Genomic DNA, 24,961 nt, shown 5'->3' on the forward strand with positions numbered 1-24,961 from the left:
AAGCGACGCCGGCACGGGACTCAGCGCGCCTGACCCAGCTGCTCGTCGATCGTCCGGGTCAGCGGCGACTGGACGTCGCCGGTGTGTTTCGTCTGCACGGGCTCGATCAGCACGACCCAGCATTCGTCGTCGGCGACCGGATTGTGCTGCGTGCCGCGCGGCACGACGTGCATCGAGCCGGCGGGCAAGTCGACGGCGCGGCCGCCTTCATACTCGATCCTGAGGTGGCCGCGCACGACGAAGAACAGCTCGTCTTCATGCGCATGGTCGTGCCACACGAACTGGCCGCGCACCTTGGCGACTTTCACGTACTGATCGTTGACCTGCGCGACGACCTTCGGCGACCAGTACTCCGATACATCGGCGAAGGCAGCCTCGAGGTCGAACGATTCGGCAAACGGAACGGCGGGGAGGGTCATCTCGGCTCCAGATTCGGCGGTACGAATACACGATCGAAACCGGCACGTCGCCGATCATCGATTCGTCGGGAAAGCCGATTATATTGACGCGGCCGCCGCGCTGCACGACGCCTGAACGCATGCGGCATCCGGCGGCGTTCAGGGGCTACGTCCGGTCGCGATTGCGGGCGCGCGTCGCGCCCGTGATCACCGCGATGCCGAACAGAATGACGGCGACGATCTCGATGATGTGTTGCGACACGTGCAGCGTCATCAGGCCCCATGCCACGCCGGCGATGAAAATGATCCATCCGAGCAGGTAGATAAGCAGAGTCATCGCTTTTCTCCTTGTAATTGCGGGTCATGACGCCGGTTGCCTGCGTTGCAAAACCTGCCGTGCAACCGGCAAACCGGGATGCGCGCATATTTCGTTCCCGGTTCGGCTGCGTCGTGCCGGGCTCGGGCGGCATGCGGTCTATCGGCTCAACGGCATGCCGCGGCATCGAGCAGGCCGCGTGCGGCCAGATTGGCGTACAGCGCGCGCACGCCGAAGGTCCACGGCGCGATCTCCGTGCAAAGCCGCACGACGTTGACGAGTGCGCCGAGCGCGGGCGTGGAGATGGTGACGCGGTCGCCCAGGTGATGCGTGAATCCGCCGCCGGGCGCGTCGCGGTCCTGGATCGGCGAAAACATCGTGCCCAGGAACAGCATGAAGCCGTCCGGATACTGGTGATGCGCGCCGCAGGTCTGCGCGACGAGATCGGCCGGGTCGCGGCTGATCTCGCGCATGTGGCTGATGCCGTCGAGGACGAAGTCGTCGTCCGCGCCGTCGACGCGCAGCGACACGCTGGCCTGCCGCACGCTGTCCAACGTGAAGCCGCCGTCGAAGAGCCGCACGAACGGGCCGATCGCGCACGAACCGTTGTTGTCCTTGCATTTGCCGAGCAGCAGCGCCGAGCGGCCTTCTATGTCGCGCAAATTCACGTCGTTGCCGAGCGTGGCGCCGACTGGCCGGCCGTCGCTGCCGACCGCCAGCACGATCTCCGGCTCCGGATTGTTCCACACCGATCCGGGCAGCAGCCCCACGTCCGCGCCGAAGCCCACCGCGGACATGGGCTGCGACTTGGAGAACACCTCGGCATCCGGGCCGATGCCGACTTCCATGTATTGCGACCACGCGCCGCGGCGCTCGAGTTCCGCCTTCAGGCGCATGGCGGCGTCCGAACCGGGGACGATCTTCGACAGATCGGTGCCGATGGTCGCGGCGATGGTTTCGCGTACTTCCCTCGCCTTGGCAGGATCCCCGCCGGCCTGTTCTTCGATCACGCGTTCGATAAGGCTGACGGCAAAGGTCACGCCGCACGCCTTGATGGCCTGCACGTCGCACGGAGCGAGCAGGCACAGGGCGCCGGACGCGCCGTCCAGCGCCGCCTGCAACAGCGGCTCGACGCGGCCGAGCGATTCGCCGGGGGCGGTGCGGGCGATGTCGACTGCGTCGGGGCGGTCGAACAGGTCCGCGGTGGTCGGCACGATGCGCGTGATGTCGAACACGTCGCCGCCACGCACGGCGACGACGCTCGGGCCCGCGTGGGCGCCGTCGTGCCGCCAGACACGGCCGATCAGCAGGGCCTGCGCAAGGTCGTGCGGCAGGCAGTCGGAAACGGAAGGAATACGCATGGTCGTCAGCTCGGCAAGAGTCGTGGGCGGTTGGATCAGTGCGAATGGCGCGGGTTGCCGCGCTGCTCGATGACCTTCAGATAGAGCGTGGCCGGTTCGAGGCAGCCGCCGGTGGACAACTGGCCCACGAACTGGCGATAGAGCGCCTGCCACGGCGTTTGCGCCTGCGGCACGGTGAAGCTTGCGGTCTCGCGGCGGCGCGCGAGTTCTTCTGCGTCGACGAGCAGGTCGACGCTGCGGCGATTCAGGTCCACGCGGATGCGATCGTTCGTGCGCAGCAGGGCCAGGCCGCCGCCGACGGCCGCTTCCGGCGATACGTTCAGGATCGACGGGCTGGCCGATGTGCCGCTTTGGCGTCCATCGCCGAGACATGGCAGCGACGTCACGCCACGCTTCACCAGATTGGCGGGCGGCGCCATGTTGACGACTTCCGAACTGCCCGGGTAGCCGACCGTGCCGCAGCCCCGGATCACCAGGATGCAGCGTTCGTCGATGTCGAGCCGAGGGTCGTTGATGCGGGCGTGGTAGTCCTCGGGGCCATCGAAGACGATGGCGCGTGCCTCGAAGGTGTTCTCCGCGCCTGGCTCCGCAAGGTAGGTCTGCCGGAAGGCCTCGCCGACAACCGACATCTTCATGATCGCGCTGTCGAAGAAGTTGCCGGACAGCACCATGAAACCGGCGCCATGCTTGAGTGGCTCGTCGGGCGTGCGGATCACGTCGCGGTCGGCCTGCTGCGCCGCGTCGGCGATCTCGCCGATCGCGCGGCCGGACACGGTCAGGCAGTCGCGCCGCAGCAGGCCGGCCGCATCGAGTTGACGCAGCACGGCGGGCACGCCGCCGGCGCGGTGGAAGCTCTCCCCGAGGTATTCGCCGGCCGGCATGCAGTTGACGAGCAGCGGCACGGATTCGCCGAAACGCTGCCAGTCGTCCAGGCTCAGTGCCACGCCCATGTGGCGCGCGATGGCGATCAGGTGCGGCGGGCAGTTGGTCGATGCGCCGAGCGCGGAGGCGACGACGATGGCATTCTCGAAGGCCGCGCGCGTCATGATCTTCGACGGGCGCAGGTCTTCCCGGACGAGCTCGACGGCGCGCTTGCCCGTCGCGTAAGCCATCTGGCCGCGCTCGCGGTAGGCGGCGGGAATGCTCGCGCATCCCGGCAGCGACATGCCGAGCGCCTCGGCCAGACTGTTCATCGACAGCGCCGTGCCCATGGTGTTGCAGTGGCCGATCGACGGCGACGATGCCGTGGTCAGCTGCATGAAACCTTCGTAGTCGATATCGCCGGCGGCCAGCAGATTGCGGGCGTGCCAGATCACCGTGCCCGAGCCGACGCGCTTGCCCTCGTGCCAGCCGTCGAGCATCGGTCCGCCCGACAGCACGATGGCGGGCATGTCCACGGTGGCCGCGGCCATCAGGCAGGCGGGGGTGGTCTTGTCGCATCCGGTCGTCAGGACCACGCCGTCCAGCGGAAAGCCATGCAGGACTTCCACCAGCCCGAGATACGCCAGGTTGCGGTCGAGTGCCGCGGTGGGCCGGCGGCTTTGCTCGGCCAGCGGATGCACGGGGAATTCCATCGGAATGCCGCCCGCGTCGCGAATGCCCGCCTTGGTGCGTTCGGCCAGTTCGATGTGGTGGCGATTGCACGGCGCCAGGTCGCTGCCCGTCTGCGCGATGCCGATGATGGGACGGCCCGACTGCAATTCCTCACGCGTCAACCCGTAGTTCATGAATCGCTCGACGTAGAGCGCGGTCATGTCTGCGTGTGCGGGGTCGTCGAACCACTCCTGGCTGCGCAGGCGGCGAGGGGTTTGCGGCATGGCGGGTTGTCTCCGAATAGGGCCGTGTCCGGTTTTTTGTGCCGGATAGTTACCGGTAACATTCGGGGCATGTTAGCACGGGGTTTTTGCGTCGCGGAAGGGAATTTTGCGTGTGGGTGGGTGCAGGCGGTGGGGAACGTGCGGCGACGGAGGAGGGAGGAGGTGCCTCCATGACGTCGCGCACGTTGCGCATCGGACGCCGCCGCTTCTCGTGAAGGACGACAGGTCCGGCAGTCGGCTCGTCAGGCGCTTTCCCGCGCGACGATCGTGTAGTCGACGCGGATGCAGTGCGGCTCGATCCGTTCGCCGCCGTCGCGTGCCTGCAGCGCCGCGAGCAGAGCCTCGCCCGTGCGCAGGCCGATGCCGTAGGCGTCGACCGACACCGTGGTGATGGTCGGGTGGCAGCATGTCGCCACTTCGAAGTTCCCGAAGCCGGCCACGGCCATGTCCGCGGGCACGGACAGTCCGCGTCGATGGCATTCCATGATTGCGCCGAACGCCGACATGTCGCTCACGCACATGACCGCGGTGGTGTCCGGCCACGTCTCCAGCAGTGCCGCCATGGCGGGCCCGCCGTGGCTCATGGTGATCGGCGATTCGCCCAGTCGGACGACGCGCGGCTCGCCCAGCCCCAGCGCCTTGATCTCCGCCTGGTATCCCTTGAGCCGGTCCAGCCCGCGGCGGTCCAGTGCGCTGGCGCCGCCGAGAAAGCCGATGCGCTCGTAGCCGCGCTCGGCCAGATGGCGCACCATCGCGCGTGCGGCGCGCACGTTCGAGAAGCCCACCGCGGTATCGATCGGATGCGTGGGCAGGTCCCACATCTCGACCACGGGGATGCCCGAGCGTGCCAGCACCGTGCGCGTCGCATCGGTGTGCTGCGCCCCCGTCAGCGCGATGCAGCGCGGCTGGTGACGCAGCATGGAGCGTACCAGCCGTTCTTCCCGCGCCAGGTCATAGTCGGTGTCGCCGAGCAGCAGTTGCAGGCCATGCGGCTCGAGTGCGTCGGTCAGGCCGCGCACAGTGTCGGAGAAGTTGGAACTCGACAGCGACGGCACCAGCACCGCGACAAATTCCGACCGCCCGGACGACAGCGCACCTGCGGCGGCGTCGGCCACGTAACCGAGCTGATCGATGGCCCTGCAGACCCGTTCGCGCGTCTCGGCGGCCACGCTGTGGCCGGCCAGCACGCGCGAGACGGTCATCTTCGATACGCCGGCCAGGCGCGCTACATCGGACATGCGGGGCGGTCCGGCAGGCCGGACGGCGGTGGGGCTGGGCATGGGAATCGCGATCGGGAGAAACCGGGAAAGGCTACATGATACCGGTGCCGTGCGCGCCGCCGCCGCGCGCCGGTGATTCGCGCGGCACTAGGGAAACCACTTGTCGATCGGGACTTGAGCACGGTTGTCGCGGCATGCTACCTTCAAAACTGTTACCGGTATCAAGCCGCCGGTTGCGCCCGTCGCCAGATCGGCGCCTTTTTTTGGGCGGGAATGTTATCGGTAACATAGACGCATCAGTTCCTTAGCGAATCCGCCGGCACGAAGAAGTCCTACACAATCAGGAGACAAACCGATGCCATCCCTCACGCAGACCGCCGCCGCACCGGCCGCGGTCGGCTCGTCCGAAGACGCCCTCTACCGCAAGGTCATGCGGCGCATCCTGCCGTTGCTGCTGCTCTGCTACGTCGTGGCCTACCTGGACCGCGTCAACGTGGGTTTCGCCAAGCTGCAGATGCTCGATGACCTGAGCCTGAGCGACAGCGTCTACGCGCTCGGCGCCAGCGTTTTCTTCTGGGGCTATTTCCTGTTCGAGATGCCGAGCAACTTGCTGCTGCACCGCTACGGCGCACGCTTCTGGATCGCGCGGATCATGATCACATGGGGCATCGTGTCGTCGTCGATGGCCTTTATCGTGCCGCTCGCGCAGTTCTTTCACGTGCAGACGTCCACCATGTTCTACACGCTGCGCTTCCTGCTCGGTCTGTGCGAAGCCGGCTTCTTCCCGGGCGTCATCCTGTACATGAATTACTGGTTTCCCGCGCGCCGCCAAAGCGTGGCCATGTCGGGCTTCCTGGTGGCGATCCCGCTGAGCCTGACGCTGGGCAGTGTCATTTCCGGCTGGCTGATGGAGCAGACGCACGGCTTGTCAGGCATGAGCGGCTGGCAATGGATGCTGCTGCTCGAAGGCCTGCCGTCGATCGTGGTGGCGTTCATCGTGTTGGCCTGCCTCGGCGATGGCCCGCAGTCAGCGAAGTGGCTGTCTGCCGAGGAAAAGGCGGTGCTGTCGCGCAACCTCGAATCCGAGGCCGCGCACAAGTCGCACGGCGTGGGTGCCGCGTTGCGCAGCCCGCGCGTCTGGCTGCTGACCTTCATCCTGCTCACCTTCAATACCGGCTTCTACGGGCTGGCCTTCTGGCTGCCGTCGATCATTCGCGCGTCGGGCGTGCGCAGCCCGATGCATATCGGTCTGCTGACTGCCGTTCCGTATCTGACGGCCATCTTTGCGATGGTGTGGAACGCGGCGCACTCGCGCAAGACCGGCGAACGCCGGCTGCACGCCGCGATTCCCGCGCTGATCGGCGGCGTCGGCCTGATCACGAGCGCGGCATGTGCACAGAACGTGGTGCTGTCGATCCTGTTCCTGACCATCGCCACGTGCGGCATCCTGGCGCTGATGCCGATCTACTGGACCTTTCCGGGGCAGATACTGTCCGGCACGGCCGCAGCCGCCGGCATTGCACTGATCAACTCGGTGGGCAATCTGTCCGGCTTCACGGGTTCGATGATCACGGGCATCGCAAAGGAAATGACCGGCAACATCAACAACGGAACCTACGCGCTGGGCGCCTGCCTGCTGGTCAGTTGCGTGCTGATCATGTTGATTCCGCGCGGCGTGCTGTTTCCTCCGGCCGCGAAGTAGGTTCGTTGCTGATGGCCGGGCAGACGGGCAGATGGCTCGCCCTTTGCCCCGTCTGCCCGATTCGATGCGGCATGCGCTGTCTTCCACTCGACTCGCCAGTGGCGAGTTGAATGCCGCGGCCGCGTCGAGCGACCGAATCGGGCTAGAACGCGTAGGACAGCGACGCAAACAGGCTGCGCGGCGCGCCAGGCGTGACCCACAGGCTGTTGTAGGAACTGACGTAAGTAGTGCGATTGAACAAATTGTTCAGCACGACCGACGCACGCAGGTGCTTGTTGACCTGAACGTAGCCGTTGAGCTGCACGGTCGCATAGGCCGGCAGTTCGAAACCGTCCTGCGTGTTCGCGGTGTTGCCGGCCCGGCGCCCGACGTAGATCACGCCGGCGCCGGCGCCGGCCTTGTCCGCGAACGGGACGCTGGTTTCGTACATGAGCAGCGCGCTGCCGCTCAGACGCGGAATGTCGACGAGGCGCGCGCCGGGTGTCAGTACGGCATCGCGTGTGACCTGTGCATCGACATACGCAAGATTGACGAGGCCGCGCACGCCATGGCCGAGGTCGCCGTTCCATTCGAATTCGATGCCGCGGCTGCGCACTTCGCCGGCCGCGCGCGAGAAGCCTGCATTGGCCGGGTCGGCGGTCAGCACGTTGCGCTTGTTGACGTGGAATGCCGCGACGGTCGCGAGCCAGCGTGCGCCGGCCCATTTCGCGCCGACCTCATAGCCATGCCCCTTCTCCGGATCGAACGCGCGGCCGTCGACGTCGGCGCCGTTGTTCGGCCGGAACGAATACGCGGTGTTCGCATACACGGAAAACGCGGGGCTCATTTCATACACGATGCCGATGCGCGGACTCAATGCAGTCTGCAACTGGCTGCTCGTCGTGCCCTTCAGGCGATTCTCGACCGACTGGTGAAAGCGATCCCAGCGCAGCCCCGCGAGGATTTTCCAGTGCGGCCCGAACGCGAGCGTGTCCTGTGCGTAGAGGCCCTGGCCGTCGTCGCGCTCGAGCAGATTGGTCGCGGTGCGCGGTACGGGGGCCGGCTGACCGTAGACGGGATCGAAGATGTCGATCGCATACGGCGCGGCGGCAGTGGGCGTCGAGCGCGCGACGAACTGGTCGTAGTTGAAGCGGTACGCATCGACGCCCAGCACGAGCGTGTGGCCGATGCCGCCGGTGCGGAACGCGCCGGTCGTCTCGACGCGGCCTTGCAGATCGTTCGAATGAAACGCGACTTGCCGGTAGCGGCGCCACAGCGTGCGGCCGTCGGACTGCAGCGCGAACGCCTCGGACGATCGTCCGGACAGGTCGGTGGTGCGCTGCGCGAAACCGGCGTTGATCGACCAACTGGCATCGATGCGATGCTCGAGCGTGAACTGGTGGCCCGTGTTGCGCACGTCAAAGTCGCCGTCGCGGGGCTCGCCGAGAAAGCGCGAAGCCGGAATCGCGCCGAGCTGCCCGCCCACCGCGACCACGCCGCGATCGAGCGGCGCGCGCTGGCGTGCGCTCTCGAATTCGTAGTGGAGCGTCGTGTCCGCGCCGATGTCCCACGTGAACGACGGCGCGAACAGGTAGCGTTTGCTCGACACCGTATCGCGGAAGCTGCCGTTGTTCTCGTTCATCGCGACGAAGCGGTACGCGAGCGACTTCGTGACGGGCCCGGTTGAATCGAAGGTTTCGCGCAACGCGCCGTAGCTGCCGGCCGACACGCCGACGGTGTTCGAGCGCGCGAACTGCGGCTGCTTGGTCGTATAGCTGATGAGCCCGCCCGGATCGCCGCGGCCGTATAGCGCCGACGCGGGCCCCTTGAGCACTTCCATGCGCTCGAGGTTGACCGTGTCGCGCGGGACGCTGATCCCGTGGTTCCACGAGAAGCCGTTGACGAGGTAGTCGGTGCCGGACGTATTGCCGTCGCCGGCGAAGCCGCGCACCGCGTAGTTGTCCCACAGGCCGCCGAAGTTGTTCTGCCGCGAGACCCCCGCGACCCAGTCGTACAGGTCCTCGCCGCGTGTCGCGGCGACGGTTTGCACGAGTTTCGCATCGACGCTGCTGACCGCGAACGGAATCTCCATCACGTCTGCCTCGCTGCGCGTCGCGCTCGTCGATTCGCGCGTGCGAAACGGCGCGCTCGCGCGCTGCCCCGAGACCTCGATGGTGGGCAGCGTTGCTTCCTGCGCGTCGGCCGTGCTCAGGCCGGCCGCGCCGACGACGATGGCCATCGGTGCGGCCGCCCAGTTCTTCCTGCTCATACCCCGTCCCTTGATGTGGATTGCATTCGGGCACGGTGGATGGGCCTTGCGCCGACGGCTATGTCCCAAACAGTACATTCGCGCCGAAATTTAATGCAAATGAGATGTATTTGCAATCGCAATTTCATGCGCTCGGGGATGATGCGATGCGGGCTGCAAGCGGCGCGTCACGCGGGACGCGTCGTGGAAGGTGGGATGTGAGCAGGCGCCGGCGTCCAGTCGTGGCGCGGCGGCCGTCGAACGACTCGACGACGAAACGGGCGAGGCCGGCGGGCGCCGCCAGCAGGCGGCGCCGTTACAAGAATCGATGGACGGTGCCGGTTACGCCGCCGACAACTTGACCGACACGCCCGTCGCCGTATAAACCGGCGTTGCCTTGAAGCCGTCGACCGTCACCGCCGAGAACTTCGCGGAAGCCGCTGCACCGTCGATCAGCGCGATGGTGTCGCCGGCCTTGGGCGCATAACCGTTCACGAACTTCACGTGCAGCGTGCCGCCCGCGACGGTGAGCGGGCCGCCGACGCGCAGGCGGCCGCCTCCGTTGCCGTCGATGTCGAGTTCGAGCGTCGTGTTGTCGAGCTGCGAATAGCGCGTCGCGATGACCACCGGCGCGCTGGCGGCAATCCTCACGCTGCCGCCCGAGCCGACGTAAACGTCGCCCTTGCCGAACGCGCTTGCCGATGCCGCGGCGAGCATGCCGCCGCTCACCTGCGTGCCGCCCGCATAGCTGTTGTTGCCCGCCAGCGTCAGCGTGCCGCTGCCTTGCAGCGTCAGCTTGCCCGCGCCGGCGATGTCGTTGCGCCACAGGTCGGCGGTATTGAACCCGCCCTGCGAAGCGTCCATCGACACGATCACGTTGCCGTTGAACGCACCGTAACCGTCGGCCGCGGTGAACAGGTTGAGGCGGCCCCAGCCTTCCGCATCGTCCATGACCGGATAGCCGGACGGCAGTTCGGTCGTCTTCAGCACGACGCGGCGCTGGTCCGCGCTCAGGTACGGGAAGCGCGTCTGCAGCAGGATCTCCGCGCCCTTCGGCACGACGGGCGGCGCGTCGGTCGACTCGATCGCGCCGAAGCCGAACGTCAGGCGGCGCGCGAAGGCCGTCTTGTTCGTCGCGTAATCGGCGAAGCGGTCGGTGGCCGTCGTGCCCGAGTGCGCGAAGGCGGCGAACGTCGTGTCGGTCGTGCCCGTGAGCTGCTGTAGCGCCTGATGGGCCTGGCCGTACGCGGCCTGCGCATCGCTCGCGTACGCGGTCAGGTTCGCCGCGCTGACGGCCAGCGCGAGCATGCGGCCGCCGATCACGTCGAGCGGCGAGTGCATGCCGGCGAGGATGCGGTTCTCGCCGAGTTCGAGGCCGCGGCCGACCATCTCCTGGAAGCGCTCCGGCACGAGCCACGCCATCGTCATCGCGTCTCGCACCGCTTCGGCCGTATGGCCGCTGATGAAGCCGCCGTCGGTCGCGGGCGTCGTGCTTTCCGCCGGCACGAGCGTCGGTGTGACGACGACGCTGGTGCTCCAGCGGTACGGCCGCGCGTACTTGTAGAAACGCTTCGACGGTTCGGTCGACGCGTTGTTGCCCATTTCGTTGAGCAGGTCGACGACCTTGCCGAAGCTCGCGTTCGTGCTGCCGCCGACGCCGACGTTGTTGCCGGAATCGTTGTACAGCACCGTGGTCGCGTCGGCGGGCACGGTGGTGATGCTGGTCGTCTGCTGCGCGGCCGTGCGCCACGCGCCGGTGAGCGGGCCCATGCCGTCGGTCACGCTGTAGCCCTTGGCGCGCCGGTCGTCGAAGTACGCGGCGTCGGCCTGTTGCTGCGTGCGTGCGGTCGTTGCGTTGATCACATATTGAACGTTGGCGGCCAGCACCGTGTCGTTCAGGCTCGTGCCGCACGGCGTGCCGCTGCCGGGCAGGCCTGAGCAGGTCGACGGCGAGATCGCCGGAAACCCGCCGTTGGCCGGCGCGCTCACGCCGGCATCGACGAGCATCGTCGCCGGCTGCCACAGGTCGAGGAAGCGGCTCACCACGCGCACGGCCGCGTTGGTCGACAGCGTGGCATAGCGCGCGTCGCCGCGCTGGTTGGTCGCGATGTTGTCGACGAAGGCCGGCACGCTCGGCACGGGCGCGCTGTCGACGAAGCCGGGGTCGGCCGGCGGTGCCGGCATGGCCGCGCTGGTCGTGGTGGTCGATGCGACATCGTCGCCGCCGCCGCACGCGGCGAGAACGATCGCACTCGACAATGCTGCGACGTGCAGCGGAAAACGGCTTCGTGACGCAAACATGCAAGGCTCCATCCTGAGTGTCGAAGATGGCGGATTGTCGTGGGCGATCGTGACGCAGCCGTTACGGATTTGTTTCGGGTCGCGGTCGATGCACCCGAATTCTCACTATTTGGTGAATTCGTGATGCTGAACATGGCGGCGGGGGCGATCGGGCCGTCGGCGATGTCCGGTCCGGCCAGCGCGCGCGTTCGAAAAGACGATCGGATGCGGCGCTGTCACGCCGGTTGGGCGACCCATTCCGCGTCGGCGCGGCACACGCGGTTTCTGCCCTGACGCTTCGCCGCGTAGAGGGCGAGGTCTGCCTGATGCGACAACGCGTGCACGGACCGCGGGTGCGCACGGTGCCCGGTCGCGTAGCCGATGCTGATCGTGAAAGGCGGAATGGTCGCGTCGAACCCGTCGAGCCGGTTGCGCTCCACGGCGCGGCGAATCGCTTCGGCAACTTTCGCGGCGCCGCTTTCATCCGTGTCGGGCAATACGACGACGAATTCTTCGCCGCCGTAGCGCGCGGCAAGATCGCCGCGCCGCCGCGTATGCGCGCGAATGCACTCGGCGAGAAAGCGCAGCGCGGTGTCGCCTTGCACATGACCGAAGCGGTCGTTGTACTGCTTGAAGTGATCGGCGTCGATGAACAGCACCGACAGGCTGCCATCGCTGCCGCGTTGCAGACGTTCCCATTCGTCGGCGAGCGCGGCATCGAGCGCGCGACGGTTGTGCAGGCCTGTGAGTGGATCGGTGCGTGTCAGGTCGGTAAGCAGCGTCTGCTTGCGCAGGTTGTCCCGCAGCGCGAACGCGAGCAGCCACACCACCGCGCAGAACAGCGCACCGATGACGGACGCGGACACGCCGACCGTCCACATCAAATGCGTGGTGCCGGCCAGCACGTCATGCTCGGCCGGTGCGACGACCGCGATCAACGGCGTGCCGGGCACCCGCTGGAACGTATAAAGCCGCACGACGCCGTCGATGCTCGAGCGCGCCGCATAGAAGCCCGATTCGCGACTCACCATGCGTTCGAACGACTTCGAGCGGCGCAGGCGGACCATCTGGTGATCGGTCAACGGCGGGTTTCTCGCGAGGATCGTGCCGTCGGCGCGCAGGATCGCGCTGACGCCATGCGGCCCGACGTTCAGGCGGGACAGAAGCCGATCGAAGTACGCGAGGTCGATGGCGACCACCGCGATTCCGTCGAACGTGTGATCCGCCCGCTCGATGCGCCGCGACAGCGCGATCGATTCCGTGTTGCCGTGCGAACGCGCGCGATACGCCTCGGACACGTAGAGGCCGACGTTGTCGGCATCGCGATGGACCTTGAAGTAGTCGCGATCGCTGAAATCCCAGTTGTGGGTCGAGCTGCAACAGCCGTCGATCAAGCGGCCGAAGCGGTCCGTCACGCCCATGCCGGTCACGTATTGCGCGGCCGTGCGCTCGAACAGCACGTCGTGACGCAGCCCGGCGTCCATGCGCGCGACGGCGGGATTGCCGAGATCGGTGGCGAGCGAGACGAGCGCGTTGTTGGACGTCTCGACGGTGCGCGCGATCTCGCTGACCAGGACGGCCGCGACGTTGCGCGACGTCTCGTGCGCATGTCCGACGACCTCGCTGCGCGCAGCCCACAGCGTCGCCGCGCTGATGCCGAGCGCGGCGAGCGACATCAGCGTGCCCAGCACGCCGACGATCAGGTGGTGGCGGCCGGCCCAGTCGGCAACTTTCTCGATCGGAATGGATGCAGGCATTGCTCGCGCTCGTGCGGGAAGCCGGCTGCGATCGCAGCGGCGCTGGTCAAATCCGGGTTAACGGCAGGGATGCCCGGAAATCGAGGCCGGCGTGCGACGCAATGACTGCACGGGTGCCGCAAACGTGTGCGTCCGGGGTGCGCCGCGCAACGAGCACGCGACAGCGGCGAACCCCGGCGGTCGCGCAGGCTCAGTCGAGCCCGCCCTGGCACACGTACTTGATCGACAGATAATCGTCGAGGCCGTAGCGCGAGCCTTCGCGGCCGTAGCCCGATTCCTTCACGCCGCCGAACGGCGCGGCTTCGCTCGCGAGCGCGCCTTCGTTGATGCCGACGATGCCCGTTTCGAGCCGCGCCGACACGCGCGCGATGCGGCGCACGTCCTGCGTGTAGAAATACGCGGCGAGCCCGAACGGCGTGTCGTTCGCGGCCGCGACGGCTTCGTCCTCGGTGTCGAACCGGAACAGCGCGGCGACGGGGCCGAAGGTTTCCTCGCAGCTCAGCTGCATGTCGGCGGTGGCGTCGGCGAGCACCGTCGGCGCGTAATAGTTCGGACCGAGCTCGGGCAGACGCTTGCCGCCGGCGAGCACGCGCGCGCTGCGCTCGATGGCGTCGCCGACGTGGCGCGCGATCTTGTCGACCGCGCGCGCGTTGATCATCGGCCCGATCTGCGCGGCCGGGTCGGTCGCGGGCGCGACCTTCAGCGCGGCGACGCGCGCGGCGAGCTTCGCGGCGAACGCATCGTAGACGCCGGCCTGCACGTACACGCGGTTCGGCGACACGCAGGTCTGGCCGCCGTTGCGGAACTTGGCGGCCATCAGCCCGTCGATCGCGGCGTCGAGTTCCGCATCGTCGAACACGATGAACGGCGCGTTACCGCCCAGTTCCAGCGACAGCTTCTTCAGTGTCGCCGCCGATTCGCGCGCGAGCAGCTTGCCGACGGGCGTCGATCCGGTGAACGTGATCTTGCGCACGCGGCCGTCGGCGAGCCAGTCGGCCACCGCATCGATGCCGCGTTCGCGCGATGCGGCGATCAGGTTCAGCACGCCGGGCGGCACGCCGGCTTCCTGCGCGAGGAAGGCCAGCGCGAGCGCGGTGAGCGGCGTGTCCTCGGCCGGCTTCGCGACCACCGTGCAGCCGGCCGCGAGTGCCGGGGCGATCTTGCGCGCGATCATCGCGAGCGGGAAGTTCCAAGGCGTGATCGCGGCGACGATGCCGATCGGCTCCTTGACCGCGCTCAGCCGCTTGCCGCGCTGCTGCTGCGGAATCAGGTCGCCGTAGGTGCGCGTCGCTTCCTCGGCGAACCACAGCACGTACGACGCCCCGTATGCGACTTCGCCGCGCGCTTCGGCGAGCGGCTTGCCCTGTTCGCGCGACATCAGTTTCGCGAGATCGTCGGTGTGCGCGACGATCGCCGCATGCCATGCGCGCAGGATCGCGGCCCGTTCGCGAGCGGGCGTCGCGCGCCATGCGGGCAGCGCGCGCGCGGCCGCATCGGTCGCGGCGCGCGCGTCGGCCGCGCCGCTGTCGGGTGCATGGGCAACGGTCTCGAGCGTCGCCGGATCGGTGACGTCGAAGCGGCGGCCGTCGAGCGCGTCGCGCCAGGCGCCGTCGATCAGGTTGGCGGTGCGAACGAGTTCGGTTCGGGACAGCGTAAGCGGCATGACAGGTCCTTGGATGGAGCGATTCGGTGACGACGGCTGAAGCGCGGACGCGCGACTACCCCGCGCGGACGGCGTGCCGCCGCGTTCGCGGATGCCGCACGCTGCCCGTCAGTGACGTTCGCCGAACAGCGATTCGAGCGGGTAGTGCCGTTTGACGAACGGCGACTTGATGATCACGTAACTGAAATACTTCTCGATGCCGATGTTCTGTTCGAGCAGCCCTTCGACGATCGTCTGGTAATGGCTCACGCTGCGCGTGATGAACTTCAGCAGATAGTCGTAGCCGCCGCTCGCGAGGTGACACTCGACGATCTCGTCGACGTTGCGAATCGCCGCGACGAAACGGTCGAAGTCCTCGCGGCGGTGGTCGGCCAGCGTGACCTCGGTAAACACGACCTGCACGTCGCCGAGTTTCTCGAGCTGGATGTGCGCGCCGTAGCCGCCGATATAGCCGGCCTTCTCGAGCCGCTTCACGCGGATCAGGCAAGGGCTGGGCGACAGCCCGACCGCATCGGCCAGTTCGACGTTGGTCATGCGGCCGCGCTTTTGCAACTGGGAGAGGATGCGCAGGTCGATGCGATCCAGCTTGCTGTCCGTCATGGTCGGGTGAGAGGGGAAAAAATGGAATGTCCGGTTACTTTAGAGTCGAACGATTGCCGCCACAAGCCCGGCTTTCCCTTGGCCGGTCAGGCCGGCTGCGCGTGCGCGGCGTCGAGCGCGCGCTGCACGCCCGCATCGGCCAGCACGTTGTCGAGCGTCTTGCGCACGCGTTCGAACATCAGGTCGAACTCGCCCGCGGTGAAGCTGAGCGCCGGCGCGAAACCGAGCACGCCGTCGCCGAATGCGCGAAACACCACGCCGTTCGCATACGCGGCGGCTGCGATCCTGTCGGGCACGTTGAGCGCGGGGTCGAAGCGCGTCTTGCGCGTCTTGTCGGCCACCAGTTCGAGCGCTCCGAGCAGGCCGGCCGAACGCGCGTCGCCGACGAGCGGATGCGCGCGCAGCGCATCGAGCCCCGCGGCGAAACGCGGCGCCATCGCCCGGCCGTTCGCGAGCAGTCCGCCTTCGTGATAGAGCTTCAGCACTTCGAGGCCGATCGCGGCGCTGACCGGATGCGCGGAATACGTATGGCCGTGGCCGACCGCGGGCGAATCGGCGCGGCTGCCCGCGATGCCTTCGTAGATTTCATCGGACATCAGCACGGCCCCCATCGGCGCATAGCCGGCGGTCAGCCCCTTCGCGACGGTCATCAGGTCCGGGTCGACCTGCTCGGTCTCGCACGCGAACAGCGGGCCCGTGCGGCCGAAGCCGGTGATCACCTCGTCGGCGACGAACAGGATGCCGAGGCGCCGGCATGCGTCGCGCATCGCCTTCAGCCAGCCGGCCGGCGGGACGATCACGCCGCCGGAACCCTGCACGGGCTCACAGAAGAATGCCGCGACGTTGTCCGCGCCGAGTTCGGCGACTTTCGCCTCGAGCGCGGCGACCGACGCGGCGATCAGCGCCTGCGCGTCGTCGCCGAGCGGATGGCGATACGGGTAGGGCGACGGGATGTGGTGCTGATCCGCGCGCGGCAGGTCGAAGTGACGATGGAACGCGGGCAGCGCGGTGAGCCCGGCGCCGATCGACGACGAGCCGTGATAGCCGCGTTCGAGCGCGATCATGTGCTTCTTCGCCGGGCGACCGGTCGCGTTGAAATAGTGCGTGATGAAACGCACCGCGGAATCGACCGCATCCGAGCCGCCGAGCGTGAAGTACACGCGATTCAGCGACGGCGGCGCGAGTGCCGCGAGCCGTTCGGCCAGCTCGATCGCGGGTTGCGAGCCGAAATGGAAATAGCCGGTCGCGTAGGGCAGCTTCGCCATCTGGTCGGCGGCGGCCTTCACGATGCTGTCGCGGCCGTAGCCGACGTTCACGCACCACAGGCCCGAGAACGCATCGAGCAGCGTGTGGCCGTCGGCGTCGCGCAGGAACACGCCGTCGGCGGATTCGAGCACGGTGACGCCGCGCGCCTCGTGCGCACGATAGTTGACGACAGGGTGGATCAGGTGTTGACGATCGGCTTCGATCAGCGCGGCTTGGTTCATGGCAGTGCGGGACTCTCGTCGGGTGTCAGCGTGAGGTCATGCTACCGGGCGAGAAATCCTCACGCGCCTTCAATTTGCGGCCCGAAACGTACGAAAGCGGTGTTTGCATGGGGCGCTTCGGCATTTTCTGCTGCGCGCCCCGCCAGGCCGGGCGCGCGCGTCAGTAGCCGCGTGCGCGGTCGACAACGCCGATCATCGGCTGTCCCGCGCGATGGCGCGCGAGGTTCGCGAGCACGGCGTCGACCGCGGTGTCCGGCCGCGTCGCGCTGGCGATGTGCGGCGTGATGCGAATGCGCGGATGCGTCCAGAACGGGTGGCCGGCCGGCAACGGCTCCGGGTCCGTCACGTCGAGGATCGCGCTGTCGAGGCGGCCGCTGTCGAGCGCGGCGAGCAGCGCGGTCGCATCGAGTTGCGGGCCGCGCCCGACCTGCACGAGCGATGCGCCGGCCGGCAGCGCGTCGAACACGCGTGTGCCGAGCAGGCCGCGCGTGTCGTCGGTGAGCGGCAGCAGGCAGATCAGGATGTCGGTGCGGGCGAGGAACGTGTCGAGCGCCGCGTCGCCCGCATGGCAGTCGACGCCGTCGAGCGAGCGCGGCGTGCGGCTCCACCCTGCGCACGGGAAACCGAAGCGCCGCAGCGTGTCGAGCACGGCCTGCCCGAGCGTGCCGAGCCCGAGCACGCCGATGCGCCGCGACGCGGCCGCGCGGACCGGCTTCTCGCGCCACACGTGCTCGCGCTGCTGCGCCGCATAGTCGAACAGGTCGCGATGGATCGTCAGCACGGCCTGCGTCACGTATTCGACCATCCCTTCGACGATGCCCGGCTCGATCATCCGCACGACCGGGATGTGCGCGGGCACGCGCGACAGGTCGAACTGATCGATGCCGGCGCCGACCGAAAACACGATCTCCAGATTCGGCAGCAGTGCGGTCGGGTCGTCGGGCGGCTGCCACGCGGCGAGATAGTGCACGGCTTCCGGATCGCCGAGGTCCGGCCAGATCCGGAACGCGAGGTCGGGCGCCTGTTGCGCGAAGCGCCGCGCCCATTGCGCGCCGCGCACCGGGTCGGCCTTGTAGAGGAAACTCATCGCGCGCGCCGCTCAGCCGAGCGCTTGATTGACGATCGCGAACGCGCGCAGCGACGGATCGCGGGCGGGCGCCGCGCCGCGCGCCATCGCGACGACGGTATCGACGCGCGGCAGGCCGAGCCCCTGCAGCCAGTCCGACAGGCCGCTATCGCCCGGCACGTCGAGGCGCACGAACATGCCTTCGTGCAGCGCGAGCCAGTGGCTGATCAGCGCCTGCGCGCGCAGCGCGTCCGGTGCGACCACCGGGCCGATCACGTGCCCGCGGCCGAAACGGCGGAACAGCGCGAAGCCGAGCAGTTCGCCGTCGCGGTCGAGTGCGATCCCGTTGGCGACGTCGAGCAGCGCATCGATCACCGCGTCGCGCGGGTAGCCGGCCGCGCGCGATGCGAGTGCGGCGAGGCGCGGGCCGTCGTTGGTGCCGAGCGGGCGCAGGCGCTCGCCCGGCGGCAGCGAGATCAGCGGCGGCTGGAACGCGGCGCCCTGGTGCTGGTCGATCGTGCCGATCGCCTCGAAGCCGAACTTCACGTAGAGCGGTTCGCCGGACGGCGTCGCATGCAGGAAGATCGTGCGTGCGCCGAGGCTGTCGACGACGCGTGCGAGCAGTTCGCGGCCGATGCCGCGGCCCTGGCGCTCGGGCGACACGATCACCATGCCGAGCGATGCGTGCGATTCGCCAAAGCGCCAGCCGAGCGCGGTGCCGACGATGCCGGCTTCGTCTTCGGCGACGAAGCCGCTGCCGAGCTGGAATGCGAAGCGCCAGTCGTCGAGTCGATGCGGCCACTTGACTGCTTCCGACAGCCGGTGCGCGGCAGGCAGATCGGTTTCGGCGAACGGGCGATAGGTGAGCGTGCTGGAAGAATTGAGGTCGGCCACGCCGGACTCCGGATGGGTAGGAATGACATATCGACTCTGCCAGCGCCACCGCGGCGCGGATAGGACGATTCGCCTGTTTTCCGGCGTCGGCGGGCGGTCGTGCGAGATCGACGCAAACCGGCTCGATCGGCGCGGGCGAACGCGCGCTGCATGCCGGAGCGGTCCGTCATTGCGACAGCTTCTGCTGTGGGAATGCCGCTACGATGGAAACGCGGCGGCCGCATGACGGTTTCGTGAAGACGGCCGGCTCGCCGCCGACGGCGCCGCGTGCGATCACGCCGCAGATCGTGCTGCCGGCGGCCTGCAACACGCGGCGAATCTGCGTTTCGAGCCGCGTCGAACGATGCGCGACGGATTTTTTGCCCTGATTCAATTTCGTTGAACCCAGACCGTCCCCGGCCCTGCCGGGGCTTCACACCGACAGGACGTCACATGATCCAATTTGAACCGAAGTACATCACGTTCGACTGCTATGGCACGCTGACCCGCTTCCGGATGGCCGACATGGCGCGCGAGGTCTACGCGGACCGGCTGTCGCCGGTCGCGCTCGAGGAATTCGTGCGCGCGTTCGCCGCGTATCGGCTCGACGAAGTGCTCGGCGCATGGAAGCCGTACCGCGACGTCGTCGTCAATGCGATCCGGCGCACCTGCGCGCGGATCGGCGTGAAGTTCGACGAGGCAGAGGCCGAGCGTTTCTATCTGGCGGTGCCGACGTGGGGCCCGCATCCGGACGTGCCGGCCGGGCTTTCGCGGCTGGCCACGAAGTACAAGCTGGTGATCCTGTCGAACGCGTCGGACGACCAGATCATGAGCAACGTCGACAAGCTCGGCGCGCCGTTCCATGCGGTGTTCACCGCGCAGCAGGCGCAGTCGTACAAGCCGCGGATGCAGGGCTTCGAATACATGTTCGACAAGCTCGGCTGCAAGCCGGAGGACGTGCTGCACGTGTCGTCGAGCCTGCGCTACGACCTGATGACGGCCGAGGATCTCGGCATCAAGCACAAGGCGTTCGTCAACCGCGGCCATGAGCCGGGCACGCCGTTCTACAACTACTACGAGGTGTCGGACATCGGCCATCTCGCGACGCAGCTCGGGCTGTAAGCGACGCCGCGCCGGCGTGGGGCCGCGTGCCCCGCGCGCGCGGCCGTGCGCGTCGCGAACGACCGGCGTGGTGCGCCGGCCGTGCCGCCTTGCGCGTGCGATCACCGCACGAACCGAGGGTAATTACCGATACGGCGCCATTCAAGGCAGGGCCGCCCGGGCCGATATATGTACCGAACGGTTAATATCGCGAGGCCCTCCGCATGAAGTTGTCCACGAAACTGCTGATGCTCGTCGCCGCGGCGCTGCTCGGCGTTGTATTGCTTGCCGCGATGTCGCTGCACACGCTGCGCGACGCGCTGATCGACAGCCGCCGTGACGAGATCGTCATTCTTCTGACCAAAGCCGAGCATCTGGTCGACGCGTATCGCGCGATGCAGGCGAACGGCACGCTCACGCGGGATCAGGCCCAGCAGCAGGCCAAGGCCGCGCTGTCCGCGCTCAACGCGAATTCGAAAAGCTACTACTGGGTGACGACGTCCGACGGCGTCAACCTCGTGCATCCGAACGCGAAGTTCATCGGCACCCGCGCGAAGGGCAACCGCACGACCGGCGGCATGACCGACAGCGAGGCGTATCGCGCCGGAGTGGCCCAGGCGCATTTCGCGCTCGTCGACGTGCTGATCAAGCGCAGCCCGGACGCGGACGTGGAGCCGAAACTCCAGGGCGTGGTCGCCGTTCCGGAGTGGGACTGGTGGATCGGCACGGGATTCTTCTACGACGACATCAACGCCGCGTTTACGCGGCTTGCGCAGGTGCTCGGCGCCATCACGCTCGTCATCGCCGCGGCGCTCGCGGCGATCGCGTGGGGCGTGTTGCGCAGCGTCCGACGGACGCTGGGCGGCGAGCCCGCGCACGCGACCGAGATCGCGGCCCGCATCGCCGCCGGCGAACTGGACGTGCAGTTCGATACGGCGCACGCCGCGCCGGGCAGCCTGCTCGTCGCGCTCGCCGACATGAAGGCCCGGCTGACCGAGACCATCGCCGAAATCCAGACCACGACCCACTCGATTGCCGTCGGCACCGGCGAGATCGCGCAAGGCAATCTGGACTTGTCGCAGCGCACGGAGGAACAGGCCGCGTCGCTGCAGCAAACGGCCGCGAGCATGGAGCAGATCACGTCGACGGTCAAACAGAATGCCGACAATGCACGTCAGGCCAATACGCTCGTGACCCACGCGAAGGAGGCGACGGAACTCGGTGGCGCGGCCGTGCGTGAAGTCGTCGAAACGATGCGGCAGATTTCGGACGGATCGGTGCGGATCGCCGACATTACCGTCGTGATCGAAAGCATCGCGTTCCAGACGAACATTCTCGCGCTCAACGCCGCGGTCGAGGCCGCGCGGGCCGGCGAGGAGGGGCGCGGGTTCGCGGTCGTGGCCTCGGAGGTGCGCTCGCTCGCGCAACGCAGCGCGGCGGCCGCGAAGGACATCAAGGGATTGATCGAGGCGTCGGTCGAGCGGGTTGGCAGCGGCAGCCGGCTCGTCGAGACGGCGGGCGCGCGGATGACGGAGATCGTCCGGTCGATCGACCGGGTGGCCGACATCATGGGCGAGATTTCAGCGGCATCCGCCGAGCAAAGCACGGGCATCGAGCAGGTCGGCCTCGCGGTCGCGCAAATGGACGAAGTGACGCAGCAGAATGCCGCGCTGGTGGAGCAGGCTGCCGCCGCCGCGTCCTCGCTGGATGAACAGGCGGCACGATTGCGGGCCGCTGTCTCGGTGTTCAGGCTGGCTGCCTGACGGCCGCGTGCCGGCATCTGCCGGCAACGGCATCATCTCGTCTCCCTCTCGCCACGCCGGCACGTGTCCGGCGTGCGCGCCGACGTGCAGGCATCGACCGCGTCGGCCGCATCACAGCGGAGAATTGCGGCCTGGCGCCGCGCCACGGGTTCGTACCCGCATCAGGCAATCCGGCCGTATTCCTGTTGTCTCGCAAAGCCGCTTCAACGTCGCGGCAATCTCCCGATCTTTCATGCGCCGGGCGTCGTCGCAGGCGGCATCCGCCGTCGCATGCGCACGCGGGCGTTCCGGCCGTTTTGGGCACCGCGGGCCGCGAGTGCGCATTCCACGCAAACATGCGGTTTGCGTGAGCCGAACGCGCTTCGGATGCCGAATCGCCAATTTTGTCGGCGCAATCTGCCGCGTGCATCGCTTTACGATTTCCTTCGTCGCGCACGTGCTGCGCAGCCGTCGCGACCCGGCATCGAGCAAACGGCGGTACGCGTGGCCGCGCAGCAAATCATGCTGCGCAGGTGGGCCAAAACGGTCGAATCGTATCGTGCAGCCGCCCCGAATCGCGACAACCCGCATTTTGGCGATGCTTAAATGAACTCAATGCGCATGACGTCGCGCCCGCTACCAGCAGGCGGCGCGACGGTTTCTCGAACCACGCTGGACCCCAGACCCACTTTCCACAGTCAGGAGCAGTTCGGATGAGCGACGATATCGACAACGGCGGCAAGGGCGGCTTCACGCGCCGCGACATGATGCGGGTCATGGCGGCGAGCGGCATGATGGCCGTTGGCGGCGGCGGGCTGCTGATGGACGCGCAATCGGCGTTCGCCGCGCCGGCGCCCAAGCGCGGCGGCAAGATCCGGGTCGCGAACGAATCGAGTTCGACGGCCGACACGCTCGACCCGGCCAAGGGCTCGACGGGCGCCGACTACATTCGTTTCTTCATGTTCTACAGCGGCCTCACGCAGCTCGACGCGAGCCTGACGCCGCAGATGAATCTCGCGCAGTCGTTGCAGACGACCGACGCGAAGACGTGGATCATCAAGTTGCGCAAGGGCGTCACGTTCCACGACGGGAAACCGGTCGGGCCGGCCGACGTGGTGTTCTCGCTGATGCGCCACAAGAACGCGGCCACCGCCTCGAAGGTCAAGCCGCTCGCCGATCAGTTCGCCGATGCGAAGGCGAGCGGCCCGGACGAGGTCACGCTCACGCTCGTCAGCGCGAACGCCGATCTGCCGGTGATCCTCGCGACGCCGCAGCTCGTGATCGTCAAGGACGGCACGACCGACTTCAGCACCGGCATCGGTTGCGGCCCGTACAAGCTGAAATCGTTCAAGCCGGGCGTGTCGACCGTCGGCGTGCGCAACGACAGCTACTTCAAGCCGGGGATGCCGTACCTCGACGAGATCGAGCTGATCGGCATCAGCGACAGCGCCGCGCGCCTGAACGCGCTGCTGTCGGGCGACGTGCACCTGATCAACGCGATCGATCCGCGCTCGACGCAGCGGGTCGCGTCGACGCCGGGCTATGCGCTGCAGGAAACCAAGTCGGGGCTCTATACCGACCTGATCGTGCGCAGCGACAACCCGATCACCGCGAACCCGGATTTCGTCGAAGGGATGAAGTACCTGTTCGATCGCGAGCAGATCCGCACGGCGGTGTTCCGCGGCTACGCGGTGATCGGCAACGACCAGCCGATCCCGCCGGGGCATCGCTACTTCAACGCATCGCTGCCGCAGCGGCCGCACGATCCGGACAAGGCGAAGTTCCTGTTCCAGAAGGCGGGGGCGCTGGGCGCCACGCTGCCGCCGATCTATGCGACGTCCGACGCGAACGGGTCGATCGAAATGGCCGTGTTGCTGCAGCAGGCCGGCCAGAAGATCGGGCTGAACCTGCAGGTGAACCGCGTGTCGCCCGACGGCTACTGGTCGAACCACTGGATGAAGCATCCGCTCGGCTTCGGCAACATCAACCCGCGCTCGAGCGCCGACGTGGTGTTCACGCAGTTCTTCAAGTCGGATGCGCCGTGGAACGAGTCGGGCTGGAAGAACGCGAAGTTCGACCAGTTGCTGCTCGCCGCGCGATCGGAAACCGACGACGCGAAGCGCAAGCAGATGTATGGCGACATGCAGGTGCTCGTCGCGCAGCAGTGCCGGGTCGGCATTCCGGCCTTCATCAGCTTCCTCGACGGCTACGACAAGCGGCTCGCGGGCCTCGGCTCGATTCCGACCGGCGGAATGATGGGCTTCATGTTCGCCGAGCACGTGTGGTGGAACGCCTGAGCACGACGCGTGCCGCCGCCGCGCGACCGGCGCGGGCCACCGCCCCGGTCGCGCGCGACCTTTTCCGGAGTGCCGCTTCATGAATCGAATCCTGCTCGGGCTGATCGGCCGGCGCATCGCGGTCACCGCGCTGACGCTGCTGATCGTGTCCGCGATCATCTTCACGATCACGAACCTGCTGCCGGGCGACGCCGCGCAGGCCGCGCTCGGCCAGTCCGCGACGCCGGAGACGGTCGCCGCGCTGCGCCAGCAGTTCGGCCTCGACATGCCGGCCCACGTGCGCTACCTGCACTGGCTCGCGGGGCTGCTGCACGGCGATTTCGGCCGCTCGCTGTCGGGCGACATGCCTGTGTCGGAGATGATCGGCGGACGCCTGCCGAAGTCGCTCGCGCTCGCGGCGATCACGACCGCCGTGTCGGTGCCGATCGCGCTGCTGCTCGGGATCCTCGCCGCGGTCAAGCGCGAATCGGCGGTCGATCGCGTGATCAGCCTCGGCACGCTGTCGCTCGTCGCGACGCCGGAATTCCTGATCGCGACGGTCGCCGTGCTCGTGCTGGCCGTGAAGCTGCACTGGCTGTCCGCGCTGTCGTACAGCGGCCCGATCGAAAGCCTGCACGATTTCCTGCGTGCGTATGCGATGCCGGTGCTGACGCTGTGCGCGGTCGTGATCGCGCAGATGGCACGGATGACGCGCGCCGCGGTGATCGAGCAGCTGAGCGCGTCGTACGTCGAGATGGCCGTGCTCAAGGGCGCGAGCCCCGCGCGTGTCGTGCTGCGCCATGCGCTGCCGAACGCGATCGGCCCGATCGCCAATGCGGTCGCGTTGAGCCTGTCGTATCTGCTCGGCGGCGTGATCGTCGTCGAGACGATCTTCAACTATCCGGGCCTCGCGAGCCTGATGGTCGACGCCGTCGGCAACCGCGATTTCCCGTTGGTCCAGGCGTGCACGCTGATCTTCTGCGTCGCCTACTTGACGCTCGTGCTGTTCGCCGACCTGTGCTCGATCGTGTCGAACCCGAGATTGCGGACCTGAGCGTCCCGTCCTTCTTCCGAG

General features: G+C 67.7%; 18 protein-coding genes. 5 read left to right on the top strand and 13 right to left on the bottom strand.

Annotated features, from left to right (window positions below; translation table 11 throughout):
• Window positions 1-20: 20 nt before the first annotated feature.
• The 5 genes from HWX22_RS19595 to HWX22_RS19615 all read right to left on the bottom strand — a co-directional run bounded on the left by HWX22_RS19595 (window position 21) and on the right by HWX22_RS19615 (window position 5,172).
• Window positions 21-419: a cupin domain-containing protein gene (locus tag HWX22_RS19595; RefSeq protein ID WP_175910417.1), complete on the bottom strand. Its 399-nt coding sequence runs from the start codon at window positions 417-419 to the stop codon at window positions 21-23.
• Window positions 420-564: 145 nt separating this feature from the next.
• Window positions 565-735 carry a hypothetical protein gene (locus HWX22_RS19600; protein ID WP_162999306.1) on the bottom strand — a complete coding sequence of 57 codons (171 nt, stop codon included), beginning with the start codon at window positions 733-735 and terminating at the stop codon, window positions 565-567.
• A 146-nt stretch (window positions 736-881) separates the two neighbouring features.
• A complete protein-coding gene (locus tag HWX22_RS19605; protein ID WP_175916228.1) occupies window positions 882-2,075 on the bottom strand; it encodes a fumarylacetoacetate hydrolase family protein in 1,194 nt (397 codons plus the stop codon).
• 35 nt (window positions 2,076-2,110) lie between these two features.
• On the bottom strand, window positions 2,111-3,892 hold the full coding sequence (locus HWX22_RS19610) for an IlvD/Edd family dehydratase (RefSeq protein ID WP_175916229.1): 1,782 nt from the start codon (window positions 3,890-3,892) through the stop codon (window positions 2,111-2,113).
• A 242-nt stretch (window positions 3,893-4,134) separates the two neighbouring features.
• Window positions 4,135-5,172 carry a LacI family DNA-binding transcriptional regulator gene (locus HWX22_RS19615; protein ID WP_175910424.1) on the bottom strand — a complete coding sequence of 346 codons (1,038 nt, stop codon included), beginning with the start codon at window positions 5,170-5,172 and terminating at the stop codon, window positions 4,135-4,137.
• 295 nt (window positions 5,173-5,467) lie between these two features.
• Between HWX22_RS19615 and HWX22_RS19620 the strand changes: the two genes are divergently transcribed.
• Window positions 5,468-6,814, top strand: a complete 1,347-nt coding sequence (locus HWX22_RS19620) for an MFS transporter (protein WP_175910426.1) — start codon at window positions 5,468-5,470, stop codon at window positions 6,812-6,814.
• Between the two features lie 142 nt (window positions 6,815-6,956).
• On the opposite strand, the gene HWX22_RS19625 is transcribed toward HWX22_RS19620, so the two are convergent.
• The 8 genes from HWX22_RS19625 to HWX22_RS19660 form a co-directional block, all read right to left on the bottom strand.
• A complete protein-coding gene (locus HWX22_RS19625) occupies window positions 6,957-9,062 on the bottom strand; it encodes a TonB-dependent receptor (RefSeq protein WP_175910428.1) in 2,106 nt (701 codons plus the stop codon).
• 321 nt (window positions 9,063-9,383) lie between these two features.
• A complete protein-coding gene (locus HWX22_RS19630; RefSeq protein ID WP_175916230.1) occupies window positions 9,384-11,342 on the bottom strand; it encodes a phosphatase PAP2 family protein in 1,959 nt (652 codons plus the stop codon).
• 215 nt (window positions 11,343-11,557) lie between these two features.
• The gene (locus tag HWX22_RS19635) at window positions 11,558-13,078 is read right to left on the bottom strand and encodes a GGDEF domain-containing protein (RefSeq protein WP_175910431.1); all 1,521 of its coding nucleotides are present in this window, start codon (window positions 13,076-13,078) and stop codon (window positions 11,558-11,560) included.
• 190 nt (window positions 13,079-13,268) lie between these two features.
• Window positions 13,269-14,741: an NAD-dependent succinate-semialdehyde dehydrogenase gene (locus HWX22_RS19640; protein ID WP_175910433.1), complete on the bottom strand. Its 1,473-nt coding sequence runs from the start codon at window positions 14,739-14,741 to the stop codon at window positions 13,269-13,271.
• A gap of 108 nt (window positions 14,742-14,849) precedes the next feature.
• Window positions 14,850-15,341, bottom strand: a complete 492-nt coding sequence (locus HWX22_RS19645; protein ID WP_006749694.1) for a winged helix-turn-helix transcriptional regulator — start codon at window positions 15,339-15,341, stop codon at window positions 14,850-14,852.
• Window positions 15,342-15,427: 86 nt separating this feature from the next.
• Complete coding sequence (locus HWX22_RS19650; RefSeq protein ID WP_175910435.1) at window positions 15,428-16,828, bottom strand: aspartate aminotransferase family protein; 1,401 nt, start codon at window positions 16,826-16,828, stop codon at window positions 15,428-15,430.
• A gap of 160 nt (window positions 16,829-16,988) precedes the next feature.
• Window positions 16,989-17,915: a glyoxylate/hydroxypyruvate reductase A gene (locus HWX22_RS19655; RefSeq protein WP_175910437.1), complete on the bottom strand. Its 927-nt coding sequence runs from the start codon at window positions 17,913-17,915 to the stop codon at window positions 16,989-16,991.
• A gap of 12 nt (window positions 17,916-17,927) precedes the next feature.
• Window positions 17,928-18,788, bottom strand: a complete 861-nt coding sequence (locus HWX22_RS19660) for a GNAT family N-acetyltransferase (RefSeq protein ID WP_175910439.1) — start codon at window positions 18,786-18,788, stop codon at window positions 17,928-17,930.
• A 432-nt stretch (window positions 18,789-19,220) separates the two neighbouring features.
• On the opposite strand from HWX22_RS19660, the gene HWX22_RS19665 reads away from it, so the two are divergent.
• The 4 genes from HWX22_RS19665 to HWX22_RS19680 all read left to right on the top strand — a co-directional run bounded on the left by HWX22_RS19665 (window position 19,221) and on the right by HWX22_RS19680 (window position 24,940).
• Complete coding sequence (locus HWX22_RS19665) at window positions 19,221-19,889, top strand: haloacid dehalogenase type II (protein ID WP_059536187.1); 669 nt, start codon at window positions 19,221-19,223, stop codon at window positions 19,887-19,889.
• Between the two features lie 203 nt (window positions 19,890-20,092).
• On the top strand, window positions 20,093-21,631 hold the full coding sequence (locus tag HWX22_RS19670) for a methyl-accepting chemotaxis protein (protein WP_175910442.1): 1,539 nt from the start codon (window positions 20,093-20,095) through the stop codon (window positions 21,629-21,631).
• A gap of 692 nt (window positions 21,632-22,323) precedes the next feature.
• On the top strand, window positions 22,324-23,907 hold the full coding sequence (locus HWX22_RS19675; protein ID WP_175910444.1) for an ABC transporter substrate-binding protein: 1,584 nt from the start codon (window positions 22,324-22,326) through the stop codon (window positions 23,905-23,907).
• 79 nt (window positions 23,908-23,986) lie between these two features.
• Window positions 23,987-24,940, top strand: a complete 954-nt coding sequence (locus HWX22_RS19680; protein WP_175916231.1) for an ABC transporter permease — start codon at window positions 23,987-23,989, stop codon at window positions 24,938-24,940.
• The last annotated feature ends 21 nt before the right edge of the window (window positions 24,941-24,961 follow it).

The organism is Burkholderia sp. BCC1638 (assembly GCF_902833195.1).
Classification (GTDB): Bacteria; Pseudomonadota; Gammaproteobacteria; order Burkholderiales; family Burkholderiaceae; genus Burkholderia; species Burkholderia diffusa.